The 13,088-nt window shown below is 59.2% G+C and carries 12 protein-coding genes; 4 read left to right on the top strand and 8 right to left on the bottom strand.

What is annotated here, in order from left to right; all coding sequences use genetic code 11:
• Positions 1 to 39: 39 nt before the first annotated feature.
• The 7 genes from DW151_RS04980 to DW151_RS04950 form a co-directional block, all read right to left on the bottom strand.
• Entirely contained in the window at positions 40 to 807 is a 768-nt protein-coding gene (locus DW151_RS04980) for a mechanosensitive ion channel family protein (protein ID WP_117806105.1), read from the bottom strand.
• A 334-nt stretch (positions 808 to 1,141) separates the two neighbouring features.
• Positions 1,142 to 1,936: an ABC transporter ATP-binding protein gene (locus DW151_RS04975; protein ID WP_022093887.1), complete on the bottom strand. Its 795-nt coding sequence runs from the start codon at positions 1,934 to 1,936 to the stop codon at positions 1,142 to 1,144.
• Positions 1,929 to 2,852: an ABC transporter permease gene (locus DW151_RS04970; protein ID WP_118334752.1), complete on the bottom strand. Its 924-nt coding sequence runs from the start codon at positions 2,850 to 2,852 to the stop codon at positions 1,929 to 1,931. The genes DW151_RS04975 and DW151_RS04970 overlap by 8 nt, the downstream gene beginning before the upstream one ends.
• A gap of 204 nt (positions 2,853 to 3,056) precedes the next feature.
• On the bottom strand, positions 3,057 to 4,037 hold the full coding sequence (locus tag DW151_RS04965) for an ABC transporter substrate-binding protein (RefSeq protein ID WP_117716452.1): 981 nt from the start codon (positions 4,035 to 4,037) through the stop codon (positions 3,057 to 3,059).
• 160 nt (positions 4,038 to 4,197) lie between these two features.
• A complete protein-coding gene (locus DW151_RS04960; RefSeq protein ID WP_118334750.1) occupies positions 4,198 to 4,983 on the bottom strand; it encodes a hypothetical protein in 786 nt (261 codons plus the stop codon).
• A gap of 259 nt (positions 4,984 to 5,242) precedes the next feature.
• Positions 5,243 to 6,646, bottom strand: coding sequence for an asparagine--tRNA ligase (gene asnS / locus DW151_RS04955; protein WP_118334749.1), 1,404 nt, complete (start codon positions 6,644 to 6,646; stop codon positions 5,243 to 5,245).
• Positions 6,647 to 6,826: 180 nt separating this feature from the next.
• A complete protein-coding gene (locus tag DW151_RS04950) occupies positions 6,827 to 7,390 on the bottom strand; it encodes a PTS glucose transporter subunit IIA (RefSeq protein ID WP_117583092.1) in 564 nt (187 codons plus the stop codon).
• A 246-nt stretch (positions 7,391 to 7,636) separates the two neighbouring features.
• Here DW151_RS04950 and DW151_RS04945 point away from each other — a divergent pair, with 246 nt between their 5' ends.
• Positions 7,637 to 8,536: an alpha/beta hydrolase gene (locus tag DW151_RS04945; protein WP_118334747.1), complete on the top strand. Its 900-nt coding sequence runs from the start codon at positions 7,637 to 7,639 to the stop codon at positions 8,534 to 8,536.
• A gap of 440 nt (positions 8,537 to 8,976) precedes the next feature.
• Here DW151_RS04945 and DW151_RS04940 read toward each other — a convergent pair whose 3' ends face one another.
• Complete coding sequence (locus DW151_RS04940; protein ID WP_233543352.1) at positions 8,977 to 9,606, bottom strand: GntR family transcriptional regulator; 630 nt, start codon at positions 9,604 to 9,606, stop codon at positions 8,977 to 8,979.
• A 275-nt stretch (positions 9,607 to 9,881) separates the two neighbouring features.
• On the opposite strand from DW151_RS04940, the gene DW151_RS04935 reads away from it, so the two are divergent.
• The 3 genes from DW151_RS04935 (at position 9,882) to DW151_RS04925 (ending at position 13,015) form a co-directional block, all read left to right on the top strand.
• The gene (locus DW151_RS04935) at positions 9,882 to 10,658 is read left to right on the top strand and encodes a dimethylarginine dimethylaminohydrolase family protein (protein ID WP_117583089.1); all 777 of its coding nucleotides are present in this window, start codon (positions 9,882 to 9,884) and stop codon (positions 10,656 to 10,658) included.
• A 109-nt stretch (positions 10,659 to 10,767) separates the two neighbouring features.
• The gene (locus tag DW151_RS04930; protein ID WP_117765088.1) at positions 10,768 to 12,231 is read left to right on the top strand and encodes a basic amino acid/polyamine antiporter; all 1,464 of its coding nucleotides are present in this window, start codon (positions 10,768 to 10,770) and stop codon (positions 12,229 to 12,231) included.
• Between the two features lie 463 nt (positions 12,232 to 12,694).
• Positions 12,695 to 13,015 carry a hypothetical protein gene (locus DW151_RS04925; protein ID WP_118334744.1) on the top strand — a complete coding sequence of 107 codons (321 nt, stop codon included), beginning with the start codon at positions 12,695 to 12,697 and terminating at the stop codon, positions 13,013 to 13,015.
• The last annotated feature ends 73 nt before the right edge of the window (positions 13,016 to 13,088 follow it).

Raw genomic sequence — 13,088 nt, 5'->3', positions numbered from 1 at the left:
AAGTTTCGGGGCGCAGTTCACTGTCCCCTTTGTGGTGGTTTAGGCGATGATGGGGGCGATGGCACGAATGCAGGCGTCGGCTGCCGTAAAAGTGGTGCTATCGTCGCTGACGATAAAGATAATTTTGCCCTTAATGCCAAAGTCGCCAATCTCGCTAAAGAGCACGTACGGCTCCTTGTCAAAGCCAGAGATGGGCGAGACGGCCGTTTTGGTTGCGCTCGTGAGCTCGTCTGCCAGCGCGTCAAGGGAAGCCCACTTAGACGTGTCCTTTACGGCAACGGGCACGGCCACGCGCCCAAAGGGCATCAGATGTACGAGCGTGTTCTTGGAGATGTTGGAGTTGGGCACAATGATGGTCTGCCCGCAGGCGTCCTCGATGGTCGTGTGGCGCCAGGTGATGTCTTGGACCACGCCCGACACGCCGCCGACCTCGATATTGTCGCCGGGTTTGATAATGCCCATAAAGGTCACCTGCATACCGCCGATAAGGTTCGACAGCGTGTCCTGAAAGCCGAGCGAGATGGCGATGCCGCCGACGCCAAGAGCGGCGACGAGGGCGTTTGCATTAATGCCAAAACAGTTGTCGAGGATAAAGCTGCCGCCGATCATCCAGATGACGGCGCGCGCGATGTTGATGAAGATGCTCGATGCTGGGAGCGGGTTATCATCGCGGTTAAGCAGGTGGTGCAGGGTCTTGGACGCGATTTTGGCGGCAACGGCGGTGCCGATGGCCAAGATACCGGCCCAGATGATGTTGTGGACCCATCGTTGTGCAAAGAAATGAAGAATTGGCTCAAACAATTCCATGTAGGGAAACCTCCTCATGATCATCCAACCATGATACCCACCAAGAAGCCCGTTCGATCACATCGGACGCGCCGATAACTTGAGATAGGGTGGCCGCGGTGACGTAAGCTGGGGCGCCGGCGAGCACGCCGGCAAGGAGTGCGGCGGTCAGGCAAGACGGGGAAGAGGTCTTCTCATGGCAGTTTCCTTAGTTCTTAACCAGTGGTCCCTGCTGATGCTGGATTATCGACATAATATGCGAAAACCGCCGCAAAGGTGTCTGTCCCTTTGCGGCGGTTTTAACGTTTGCGCAGGTAAAACCTACCAAAATAAATCTGTCTCTTTTTGGCAGGTTTTAGCTCAGCAGCATGCGGTCGTTGGCGAGCTCGCCGCCCGAGACCTCCTCGAACTTCTGCAGCAGGTCGGCCACGGTGAGCGACTTCTTTTCGTCGCCTGCCACGTCGTAGATCACGTGGCCCTCGTGCATCATGATCAGGCGGTTGCCCAGACGGATGGCGTCATTCATGTTGTGCGTGACCATGAGCGTGGTCAGGTGGTTCTCGTCGACAATCTCCTCGGTCAGATTGAGCACCTTAGAGGCCGTCTTGGGGTCGAGGGCCGCGGTGTGCTCGTCGAGCAGCAGCAGGCGCGGCTTGGTGAGCGTGGCCATCAGCAGGGTGAGTGCCTGGCGCTGCCCGCCCGAGAGCAGGCCGACCTTGGCGTTGAGGCGCGTGTCCAGACCAAGGTCCAAGCGCTTGAGCAACTCAACGTACTCGTCCTTCTCGGCCTTGGTGACGCCCCACGAAAGACCGCGACGTTGGCCACGGCGCTTGGCGAGGGCCAGGTTCTCGGCGATCTGCATGTCGGCTGCGGTGCCGCGCATGGGGTCCTGGAACACGCGGCCCAGGTACTTTGCGCGCTGCGACTCGCTCAGGCGCGAGATGTCGGTGCCGTCGAGCTCGATGACACCCGAATCGAGCGGATACACGCCGGCGATCATATTGAGCAGCGTGGACTTGCCGGCGCCGTTGCCGCCGATCACGGTTACAAAGTCGCCATCATTGAGGGTAAGGTCGACGCCGGTAAGCGCGCGCTTCTCGGTGACGGTGCCCTTGTTAAAGGTCTTCTTGACGTGCGAGAGCTTAAGCATCTGCCTCATCTCCCCTCGTATAGGAGCTGCGGAGCTTGTAGCGCTCCCAAACCACGGGCACGCACAGGGCCACGGCGACGATCACGGCGGAGAGCAGCTTCATGTCGTTGGCGTCCATGCCCAACTGCAGCACGATGGCGCGGATGAGGAAGTACACCACGGAGCCAAAGACGGCGGAGGCAAGACGGACGCTAAACTGCGTGAGACCGCCGGGCAGCAGGCGGCCGAGCACCTCGCCGATAACAATAGCGGCAAGACCGATAACGATGGCGCCGGTACCCATGCCAATGTCGGCATACTTTTGGCTCTGGCAGATAAGCGCGCCAGAGAGGCCGATGAGGGCGTTGGAGAGCACGAGGGCGATCATCTTGGTGGAGTTGGTGTTGACGCCCAGGGCGCGGATCATGTACTCGTTGTTGCCGGTAGCGCGCAGTGCCGAGCCGATCTCGGTGCCAAAGAACCAATACAGGATGGCAACGATAGCCACGGCGAGCAAGATGCCCAAGATAATGGCAACGGTGGACTGCGGCAGGCCGGTCATGTTGCTGACGGACGAGAAGATGGTGCCCTTGGCGAGGATGGGCGTGTTGGACTTGCCCATGATGCGCAGGTTGATGGACCACAGGCTGATCTGCGTTAGGATTCCGGCAAGGATTGCGGGGATCTCAAAGACGGTGGTCAAAATGCCCGTGACGGCACCGGCGATGGCACCGGCGCACATGCCGGCAAGCACGGCGAGCAGCGGGTCGACGTTATTGTTGACGATGAGTACGGCGCAGACACAGCCGCCGAGGGCAAAGCTGCCGTCGCAGGTCATATCGGGGATGTCGAGCAGGCGGAACGTGATAAACACACCAAGCACCATAATGCCCCAGAGGACGCCCTGCGAAACGGCGCCCTGCAATGCAATGAGCATGCTTCATACCTCCTAGGATAGGGTGGACACGTGAGTCACCATGATAGCGGTAACAATGCATGAAAGAGCTGTGGCCGGATGTTTTGTCTCATCCGTAACAAGCAGGGCGAACGCCGGTCTTTGGCGTTCGCCCCTGTGGCTCAGATATTGAAAAACACGGCAACGGCGCGAGTATGGGCCCTAGGCACATCGCCGCGCATGCCGTTACTCGTCCAGAGCGGAAAGGTCGATGCCCAGAGCCTCGGCCATCTCGTCGTTCTTGACGACGACCAGGTCCTTGCTCGAGAGGTGCTTGATCGGCATATCCTCGGGCTTGGCCTCGCCCTTCAGGATCTTGACGGCCATCTCGCCCGCGGCGTAGCCCAGATCCTCGTAGTTGATGGAGAGGGTGAACAGGCCACCGGCCATGCACATGCCCTCCTCGCCAGTCACGTAGGGAAGCTTGTTTTCCTTGCAGATCTGGCCCACCTGCGAAGCGCCCGCGGCGATGGTGTTGTCGGTGGGGGAGTAGAGCGCGTCGACCTTGCCCACGGCGGACTCGACGACGGACTGGATCTCGTTGGAGCTCGAGACGGTGAAGTCGGTGTACTCCAGGCCCAGCTTGCCGAGTTCCTTCTTGGCGGCCTTGATTTGGACGTCGGAGTTGGACTCGGCGGTGCAGTAGAGCAGACCGACCTTCTTTACATCGGGCAGGACCTTCTGCATCATCTCGAGCTGCTCGGCGACCGGGGTGAGGTCGGAGGCACCGGTGACGTTGGTGCCGGGCCTGTCGTTGTCCTGGACCAGGCCGGAGGCGGCGTAGTCGGTGATGGCGCAGCCCACGATGGGGATATCGGCCGTGGCGCCGGCGGCGGCCTGCGCGGCAGGCGTGGCGATGGCGTAGATCAGGTCGACGTTGTCGCCCACAAACTTGTCGGCGATGGACTTACACGTGGACTGGTCGTTCTGGGCATTTTTCTGGTCGATCTTGACCTTGAGACCGCTCTTCTTGATGGCCTTGACAAAGCCGTCGTTGGCGGCGTCGAGTGCGGAGTGTTCGGTGAGCTGTAGAACGCCGACGGTGTAGTCGGAACCGGCGGCAGCGGAGCCGGAACCAGAGTTGCCGCCGCATCCGGCGAGCGGGGCGAGCGCGAGCAGGCCGGCGGAGACCAGAAGGCTCCTGCGGCTGATGGTGATGTCCTTCATATCATTACCCCCAGTATAAAAATGGCTGGAAACACTGCACTGGGACAAAGTGCAAGTGGAACTATAGTAGCGCTGATGTCCATTTTTACAACAGCCTGGCGGGTTTTTTAATACAGAATCGGATGGGCGGTACGGGTAGTCGAATGGGCGGCGGAGGGCCTTATGCGGCGGAGGAGGCGTCGTCCTCGTCCAGGGCGGCGAAGAGCTTCTTGCCGTCGAGGAGACGTGTGGTGACGTTTCTCATGCGGCCGATCTCAACGGTACGCAGCGTGTCGTCGGCGCCTCGCGCGTCATAGACCGTTCCCAGCAAATACGAGATGCCGTCTCGTTGCTTGATGGCAAAGGGCCGGAGTGTCATCCGCGCCACTTCGACCTCTCCGCGTGCCGTGACACTCGAAATATCAAAACTCACCGTGGTTCCGTGGTCGATGGCCTGCTCGATGAGCTCGCAGGCATCGATGCGCTTGACGGGCGTGCGTGTGGCCTTGGTGGATTTGTCGCCTGCGCTTGGAGCAGGCTCGGGTGCATCGAGGTAGCCGCGAACGTCGGCACTCGCCATGGCGACCAGGTGCTGCGCCATGCTCTTTCGAATGGCGATGGGCGTGGAGCGGTTGCGCATGACCATGCCGTGGAGCCGGATGATCTCTTCATCGGTGAGCGGGCGGGTAAGAAGTTTGTAGCCCACGCCGCGTTTGTACTCAATTTCGTATCCGGCATGGCGAAGCGCAGAGATGGCGGTGTAGATACTGCGCCGCGCCGCCGAGATGGGCATGCGGGCGGGGTCGTCGGGATGGGCGAGGCGCCGGATCAACTCATCGGAAAGCATGGCCTTGTCCTCGCCGGTGTTTTCGCTTAATAGTTGCAGGATGCGAACGGCGCGATAGGCTGCCATCGAGGCGGCGCCTCTAGTCGTGGTGTCGTAGGTTTCAACAGCGGCTTCGGTCATGGTGCCCACGTCCTTTCCGTTTTGGGTGGCGACGGTATGGAGCCTAGGACGTGGGGCTTTCCCAGGGGCGCAGGGCGCTCTGGGCGGTCGGTAGTCGTCGGCAAACGGCGGGTCGAGTTTTCAACAGCCCTGCTCAACTGACCAAAAACTTGCCAAAAGCTTGACGGGTGCTGTTGAAAAAAAGCGCCTCTCGACCGATGTCGAGAGGCGCTTGTGCGATGAGCGTTGGCGTGTGGCGACGCGAGCTAGCGTCCGACGATTAGAAGTCGGCGTTGCCCACGGTGCGCGGGTGCGGCAGGACGTCGCGGATGTTGCCCACGCCGGTCAGATACATGACCAAGCGCTCGAAGCCCAAGCCGTAGCCGGCGTGCTTGCAGGAACCGTAGCGGCGCAGGTCAAGGTAGTACTTGTACTGCTCGGGATTCATGCCCAGGTCCTTGATGCGGGCCTCGAGCAGATCCAGGCGCTCCTCGCGCTGGGAGCCGCCGATGATCTCGCCGATGCCGGGAACCAGGCAGTCGGCAGCGGCGACGGTCTTGCCGTCCTCGTTCATGCGCATGTAGAACGCCTTGATCTCGGCCGGGTAGTCGGTTACGAAGGTCGGGCGCTTAAAGTGCTCCTCGGTCAGGAAACGCTCGTGCTCGGTTTGCAGGTCGATGCCCCAGCTCACGGGATAGTCAAACTTGTGACCGGCGGCGACGGCCTGCTCCAGGATCTCGACGGCCTCGGTGTAGGTGACACGGGCAAAGTCGGAGTTGGCGACATGGTCCAGGCGCTCAAGCAGACCCTTGTCCACAAACTTGTTGAGCATATTGAGCTCGTCGGGGCAGGTTGCCATGACGTCCTTGAGGACATACTTGAGCATGGCCTCGGCGTTGTCCATGTAGTCGTTGAGGTCGGCGAAGGCCATCTCGGGCTCGATCATCCAAAACTCGGCGGCATGGCGCGTGGTGTTGGAGTTTTCGGCACGGAAGGTGGGGCCAAAGGTGTACACGTCGCCAAAGGCCATGGCAAAGTTTTCGGCATTGAGCTGTCCGGAAACGGTGAGGCTCGCATGCTTGCCAAAGAAGTCCTGGCTCCAGTCGACCTCGCCGGACTCGGTGAGGGGCGGGTTTTTGGGATCGAGCGTGGTCACGCGGAACATCTCGCCGGCGCCCTCGCAGTCACTCGTGGTGATGATGGGGGTGTTGACGTAGACAAAGCCCTGCTCCTGGAAGAAGCGGTGGATAGCGGCAGCCGCGACAGAGCGGATGCGGAACACGGCGCGGAACAGGTTGGTGCGCGGGCGCAGGTGCTGCTGGGTGCGCAGGAACTCGACGGTTGCGCGCTTCTTCTGCAGCGGGTAATCCGGGGCACTCGTGCCCTCGACCTCGATGGAGGTGGCAGAAAGCTCGAAGGGCTGGGGCGCATCGGGGGTCAGCTTGACGGTGCCGGTGCAAATGAGTGCGGCCGAGACGTTTTGATGGGCGATCTCGTCGTAGTTGTCGAGTGCCTCGCGGTTCATGACGACCTGCAGGTCGCGGAAGCAGCTGCCGTCGTTGAGCGTAACAAAGCCAAAGTTCTTCATGTCGCGGATGGACTTGACCCAGCCGGCGACGGTGACGGTCTGGCCGCCAAGCGACTCGGCATCGGCGTAAAGCTGCGCGATTTTGGTGCGGTTCACGTATCCTCCCATAACGGTTGAATGATAGTTATCCATACAGTTCGATATTCTAGCAGCTCGGCTCATTTGGGCTATACAGATAAGGCATTGGCGGGATGGTTTTTCAAACGAAAAGCGCCCACGGCAAATGCTCGTGGGCGCTTTTCGTGTTGCCTTTTGGCTGTGTGGCGCGGGGCCTGGCTACTTGGTCTTGGCTACCAGCAGCGGGTCGCCCAGCTTGACGAGCGGGTTGCCGCCGATAAGCGTTCCGGACTCGCCGACGTGGTCGATGCTCTTGAGGCGGTCGAGCTCAGAGATGATGACGGTCACGATGTCCTCGTGACCGGCGGCCTTGATAGCGTCGCGGTCGAAGCTGATGAGCGGCTGGCCGGCCTTGACCGTGTCGCCCATCTCGACAAAGCGGGCAAAACCCTTGCCGTTCATTTCCACGGTGCCCAGGCCAACATGGATGAACACGCGCAGGCCGTCCTCGGTGATCATGCCGATGGAGTGGTTGGTGACGGTGGTGGCGCCGATGCGACCGTTGGCGGGGGCGTAAATGGTGCCGGTAATGGGCTCGATGCCGTAGCCCTGGCCGAGCATGCCCGAGGCGATGGTCTCGTCGGGAACCTCACTCAGATTGACGAGCACGCCGTTGACGGGAGCGTAGATGACGCCTTCGCGGGTGGCGAAGCTTGCTGCGGGCGGAACGGACGCCTCGCCCGACGAAGTGAACGTGGACTTGAGCGAATCGAGCAGACCCATAGATGCCTCCAACGTATCAGGCGTGCATGTTGCACGCGTGTGGTTTGCCGGAAACGTTTCGTACGTGTTTCCCAGCACGGTCAGCGCTCCTATTTTACGCTGCCCAACGATACCTCTGAACAGCGATTTTGTGATATATCAGTTGAAGGCCAACTTATTGCGGGGGTGTTTCTGCGCCGCGGGCTCAAGTGGGGTACGCTAAGGTGCGAAAAACGAGTGCGCACGAATCGCACGGAGGGAGCACCTATGATTATTGAGAACCATGCGCTGTGGGGCGAGGAGCCGACCGAGGATTATCCGGCGACGTATACGTATCTGGGTGCCGAGCCGCTGCCCGACAAGCCCAATGGCCGCCGCCCCGCGGTGATCATCTGCGGCGGAGGCGGGTTTACGCATATCGCTCCGCACGAGCAGGACCCGGTGGCGTTTGCGTTTTTGGACCGCGGCTACCAGGCCTTTGTGCTCAACTATGTGACGAGCGCCACGGGCGACGTGAGCTTTCCGCACCCGCAGGCGGACCTCGCCAAGATGGTCGCTACCGTGCGCGCCAACGCCGACGAGTGGCATGTCGATCCCAAGCGCGTGTGCATCGTGGGTTTCTCGGCGGGCGGCATGATCTGCGCCTCGTTGGCAACGCAGTGGAAGACCGGACCCTTCGCGGGCCTTGCCGGGGCTCGTCCGGAGGATATTCGTCCCGACGCCGTGGTGCTGGGCTATCCGTTGCTCGACCTTGCCTATGTGCGCGATATGCAGACGCGCGACCCGCGCATCGACCTGCGCGTGCCCAAGACGGGTGGCAAGACAGGGCGCGATTTGCTCAACGACTATCTGTCGATGGTGACGGGCGGCGAGGCGACCGATGAGCACCTGACCGACATTTGCCCTACCACGCACGTTTCGCGCCAGATGCCCCCGACCTTTGTGTGGGGCGTTTCGGACGATAAGACGGCGCCGGTCGCGCAGGTCTACCCGTTCGCGCAGCGCATGGCCGAGGAGGGTGTTGCATGTGAGATGCACGTCTTTGACCAGGGTGGCCACGGCCTTTCGCTCGGCAACGCCAATACCGCGGTCGACAACGAGGACAAGCAGGTTTCCGTCCGCCCCTGGATTCGCCTAGCTTTCCGCTTTTTGGAACGCCATCTGTAAGAGGACGGACATCCCCTCAATAACTTGCGGTGAAATAGTTCCTATTTAAGCCCTCAACCAGCCCAAGCAGGGACTATTCCACCGCAACTTTGTTTTTGATGCCCCGCCCGGAAACTGCGTCCCGGTTTGGGCACGGATTCCGGGATGCAGTTTCCCGTAGGGCCTCGACTGGGAAAGCGCGTCCCGTTTCGGGCAGGGATTCCGGGATGCATTTTCCGCAAGAGGCCTGTTTGGGAAACCATATCCCGTTTCGAGCCAGAATTCTGGGACGCAATTTCCCCGAGAGGCCCCATCGGGAAACGGTATCCCGGAATTCGCCCGGATGGTGGGATGCGCTTTCCAGAAGGGCGTCGCTGATCCCTCGGGGACGGAGGAAAATGGATCAGTTTGGGCGGTGCTGGCGTCAAGGTTTAAGACCGATGTCGTCCCTTGTTGCTTTCCTACCAAACGGTGAACTGGGCGTTCTCCGTGTTCCAATGGACATCGCGAATGTAGTCTCGCACGGCCGCCGCATCCCGCGCTTCGAACAGCTCAAGAATGTGGGCATGCTCGGCATTGGCTATACCCAGCAGTTTGCACGCCGTCTCCTGATCGACGGTCTCGTAATCGCGTTTGATAAAGCAACGCTCGAGTTGCGAAATCATGTCGCGCAGACGGTCGTTGCCGCAGCGGTTGAAGTCCGTAAGGTGAAAGTCCCGCTGAATGTCGTCGTACTTTCGGATAAGACCGCCTTGGATCGCGAGGTCCATGGATCCAACCAAGAACTTTAGCTGCATGATGTCCTCTTCGGTCAGGAGGGGGCAGGCAAGGTATGCCGCCTGCCCGTCGAGCGGCCCCATAATCTCAAAGACTTCAACGGCGTTTTGCTGATCGAACCCACGGACGCGGAATCCGCGGCGGGGGAGGTTGTCCAGATAGCCGTCGCTTGCCAGCTGGATGAGCGCCTCGCGAACCGGCGTGCGCGACACGCCCATGGCATCGCAGATCGCTTGCTCGCTCACACGGTCGCCGGCCGAAAGCTCGCCGGCGTCTATGCGACTCGAAATATAGTCGTATACATGATCCTTCAAGGGTCTTCTGAGTGTTTCCATGAGCTTATATACCTTAACTGTATATTTTCAAATTTAAATACGTTTGGTTTGAATAGGCTAATTTGATTATAGAACGACCAGCTAAATCACGCTACCTGACCCTAGGAAGCAAAAATACGTTCACCGAAAAATATCTACCGTTCAGGATTGTATACAATATACAAAACAGCAAAGACACCCTAAGATAAAGCCATCGGAAGGAAGGCGGACGCAAGGAAGTCCGCTCAGTACTATGAGATCCAAGGAGGATTATCATGACCAAGTTCAGCCACGTCATCATCCGTCGTCCCGGCAAGTCCCTGAGCAATGGCATCACGAGCGCTCCCGAGCTTGGCCAGCCCATCTACGAGCGCGCTATCGAGGAGCATTACGATTACGAGCACGCACTCGAGCAGTGCGGCGTTGACGTGTCGGTGCTGCCGGCTCTCGAGCAGTATCCCGACAGCTGCTTCGTCGAAGATCCGGCCGTTATCACTCGCTGCGGCGCCATCATTACCAACCCCGGTGCCGATAGCCGCAACGGCGAGAAGGATGAGATCGAGCCGGCCGTCCGCCGCTTCTTTGACGACGAGCATGTTAAGCACATCGTTTCTCCGGGCACGCTCGACGGCGGCGACGTCATGATGGTCGGCGACCATTTCTACGTCGGTCGCTCCGCTCGCACCAACGAAGAGGGCATCCGCCAGTTCTGCGAGATTCTCGAGGGCTGGGGCCTCGAGGGTTCCGAGGTTCCGCTGGAGGAGGTCCTGCACCTCAAGACGGGCGTCAACTATATCGAGGACAACAACATGCTCGTCTCTGGTGAGTTCATCGATAAGCCCGACTTTGCCCAGTACAACAAGATCGTCGTGCCCGAGGACGAGGCTTACGGCGCCAACTGCATCTGGGTCAACGGTACGGTCATCGTTGCCGAGGGCTATCCGACCGTGCTCAAGGCCGTGCAGGATCTGGGCTACAAGACGCTCGTCGTCGACACCTCCGAGTATCGCAAGGTCGACGGCGGCCTTTCTTGCCTGTCGCTGCGCTTCTAACGCGATAGCTGTAACAGTCTGATGATCGCTTGACCGATGGCCCGGCACCCGATTCGGGACGTCCGGGCCATCTTTCGTTCGATCACATGATGAAGGGGGTGCACATACAATGGCCTCTAAAGCTCAAAATGAAGAGATTATCGACCCTAATGGCCTCGATCTCTTTCGTCTGACCATGATGGTCATCACTGCGAGCATTTGCGGCGGCATCTTTTCTCTTGCCGGCGATATGGCGGCAGGCGGAGCCAATACCGGCGCGGTTATCGTTTCGTGGGGAATTTGCTTCATTGGCGTCTTTGCGCTGATGATGGTATTCAACGGTTTATCTCAGGCTCGTCCAGACCTGACTGGCGGCATCTATGCATACGCTGCGGCCGGTTTTGGCGATTACGTTGGATTCAACTCCGCTTGGGGCTACTGGATCAGCGCATGTCTTTCCAATGTGAGCTTTGCGCTCTTGCTGTTTAGCGCGCTGGGCTATTTCTTCCCTGCGTTCGGTACGGGCAACAATATGCTTTCCATCGTCTGCGCCAGCGTGTTTTTGTGGTTCCTAACCGCTCTCGTGCTTCGCGGCGTTAAGGAAGCTGCCGGCATCAACACGATCGTCACCTTGGCGAAGCTGGTGCCGCTGGGGCTTTTTGTGCTGAGCATTGTGCTCCTGGGTAAGTTCAACGTCGATATCTTTATGGACAACTTCTGGGGAGAGCCGGCTGGCCCCGGTTTTGGTGAGCAGGTTGTCTCGACCATGATTGCCCTTGTCTGGGTCTTTACGGGTATCGAAGGCGCTGTCGTCATTTCGGGCCGTGCAAAGTATGTGCGCGACGTCGGTCGTTCGACGGCGCTTGGATTTGCAGCCGTGTTTACGCTGTATCTGATTATCTCGATGCTGTCGCTCGGCATTATGCCGCGCGAGGAGATGGCACAACTTGCAACGCCCTCCATGGCGGGAATTCTTGAGTGCGCAATCGGTCCGGTTGGTGCAGCCATCGTAAACCTTGGCGTTATTCTCTCGCTGGTCGGTGCGATGCTGGGCTATGTCATCATTGCATCCGAGACGCCGTTTGAGGCGGCGCGTCAGGGCTCCTTCCCGCTGGCGTTTGCTAAGACGAACAAGCACGATGCCCCGGTGGTAACGGTTCTCGTAAGCTCCGGCATCACGCAGCTCTTCTTGATTGTTTCGTATGTGGCGGCGAGCACCTACCAGTTCTTCTATAGCTGCGCGGTCAACACGATTTTAGTTCCGTATGTCTGTTCGGCTGCCTATTACATGGTGATCGGCTGGAAGAACGAGCATCTGGACGGGCCGCATGCGCCAAGCGTTGGCAAGGCACGCTTCTTCGGTACGCTCGGTTTTATCTACACGTTGTTCCTTGTGTGGTCGACGGGTCTTCAGGGCGTCATGATCACGACGATCCTTTTTGCCCCAGCCATCCCCGTCTATATTCTGGGCGAGCGCGGCCGCGGCAAGCAGGTGCTTCCGCATCTGCACGACAAGCTGATCGCAGCAGTGGTCATTGTCGTGGCAGTTATCTCGCTGTATCTGCACTTTGCCGGTATTGCGCCGATTGTCTAAGGCTACGGCGAGCTTCGTTGCTTGGTAAGCCAGCGGGCATCGCGCATCGGTGCTGCTCGGCATTCCATAACTGATGTGGGTCTCTGTAACGTGCCTTTTTGAACGCCCGCCAAGCCCGCGCAGGTGACATTTGTTGCCAGCGCGGGCTTTTGCAGTTGCGGTGAAACAGTTCCTGTTTTTGCTGGTTAAAGCATCAAACAGGAACTATTCCACCGCAACTTCGTTTTGATTCGCTGGGGGACGGAGGAAGCGACGATCCGGAATCCACCTGCACGGTCGTCGCTCCGCATCCCGTCCGTTGGCGCAAATGGTGTCAAAAGTAATCTGTCCCCCTTGCACGCTTGTTCCCCTTGCAGCAATCTGTTGATTGAACGTCATTGTGTACTCGCGGTTTCTGGGCAAGCCGTCTCGCAGCAAAGTAGACTAGATGCCCGTTTCAAAAAGTCTGCTTAGAGGAGGAGCCATGCTTGAGGGTACGTATGTGGTTTTGGCCCAGACGCCGGTGGGGAGCAAGCGCGGCGAGGTGACGTTTTCACATGGGGTGAACGGCGTGCTCAGGGCAGTACTAAACGTCAGGGGTCTCAATATCGCTCTCTCGAGTGCCCGCGCTGAGGGCGATTTCTTTGAACTCTCGGGTACTATCTCCCACGTCTTGATGGGCAAGGCGCCCTTTACATGCACGGGGTCAGTCGAGGGTGATCGACTCACTGCTACCGCGCGGTCGGGTTCCATTTCGATCTCGCTGAGCGGTATGCGCAAAGAGCTTTCGGGGCGCACCGCATAAAGTTTGCGCAGGTAAACATCGGTATTTGACTTTATAAAAAAGTCCAGAGCGCTATCATTTGTCGTTACGAGTT

The sequence above is a fragment of the Collinsella sp. AM13-34 genome (genome assembly GCF_003473055.1).
Taxonomy (GTDB): domain Bacteria; phylum Actinomycetota; class Coriobacteriia; order Coriobacteriales; family Coriobacteriaceae; genus Collinsella.
Note: the sequence above shows the minus strand (reverse complement) of the source record. Positions and strands in the feature narration are given on the sequence as shown.

What these genes read in the sequence shown, in the direction of transcription:
- DW151_RS04965 (WP_117716452.1), bottom strand. Translation starts at nt 4,037, where the DNA reads ATGAAGGACATCACCATCAGCCGCAGGAGCCTTCTGGTCTCCGCCGGC.
- DW151_RS04930 (WP_117765088.1), top strand. Translation starts at nt 10,768, where the DNA reads ATGGCCTCTAAAGCTCAAAATGAAGAGATTATCGACCCTAATGGCCTC.
- DW151_RS04980 (WP_117806105.1), bottom strand. Translation starts at nt 807, where the DNA reads ATGGAATTGTTTGAGCCAATTCTTCATTTCTTTGCACAACGATGGGTC.
- DW151_RS04945 (WP_118334747.1), top strand. Translation starts at nt 7,637, where the DNA reads ATGATTATTGAGAACCATGCGCTGTGGGGCGAGGAGCCGACCGAGGAT.
- DW151_RS04925 (WP_118334744.1), top strand. Translation starts at nt 12,695, where the DNA reads ATGCTTGAGGGTACGTATGTGGTTTTGGCCCAGACGCCGGTGGGGAGC.
- DW151_RS04960 (WP_118334750.1), bottom strand. Translation starts at nt 4,983, where the DNA reads ATGACCGAAGCCGCTGTTGAAACCTACGACACCACGACTAGAGGCGCC.
- DW151_RS04975 (WP_022093887.1), bottom strand. Translation starts at nt 1,936, where the DNA reads ATGCTTAAGCTCTCGCACGTCAAGAAGACCTTTAACAAGGGCACCGTC.
- DW151_RS04935 (WP_117583089.1), top strand. Translation starts at nt 9,882, where the DNA reads ATGACCAAGTTCAGCCACGTCATCATCCGTCGTCCCGGCAAGTCCCTG.
- DW151_RS04970 (WP_118334752.1), bottom strand. Translation starts at nt 2,852, where the DNA reads ATGCTCATTGCATTGCAGGGCGCCGTTTCGCAGGGCGTCCTCTGGGGC.
- DW151_RS04950 (WP_117583092.1), bottom strand. Translation starts at nt 7,390, where the DNA reads ATGGGTCTGCTCGATTCGCTCAAGTCCACGTTCACTTCGTCGGGCGAG.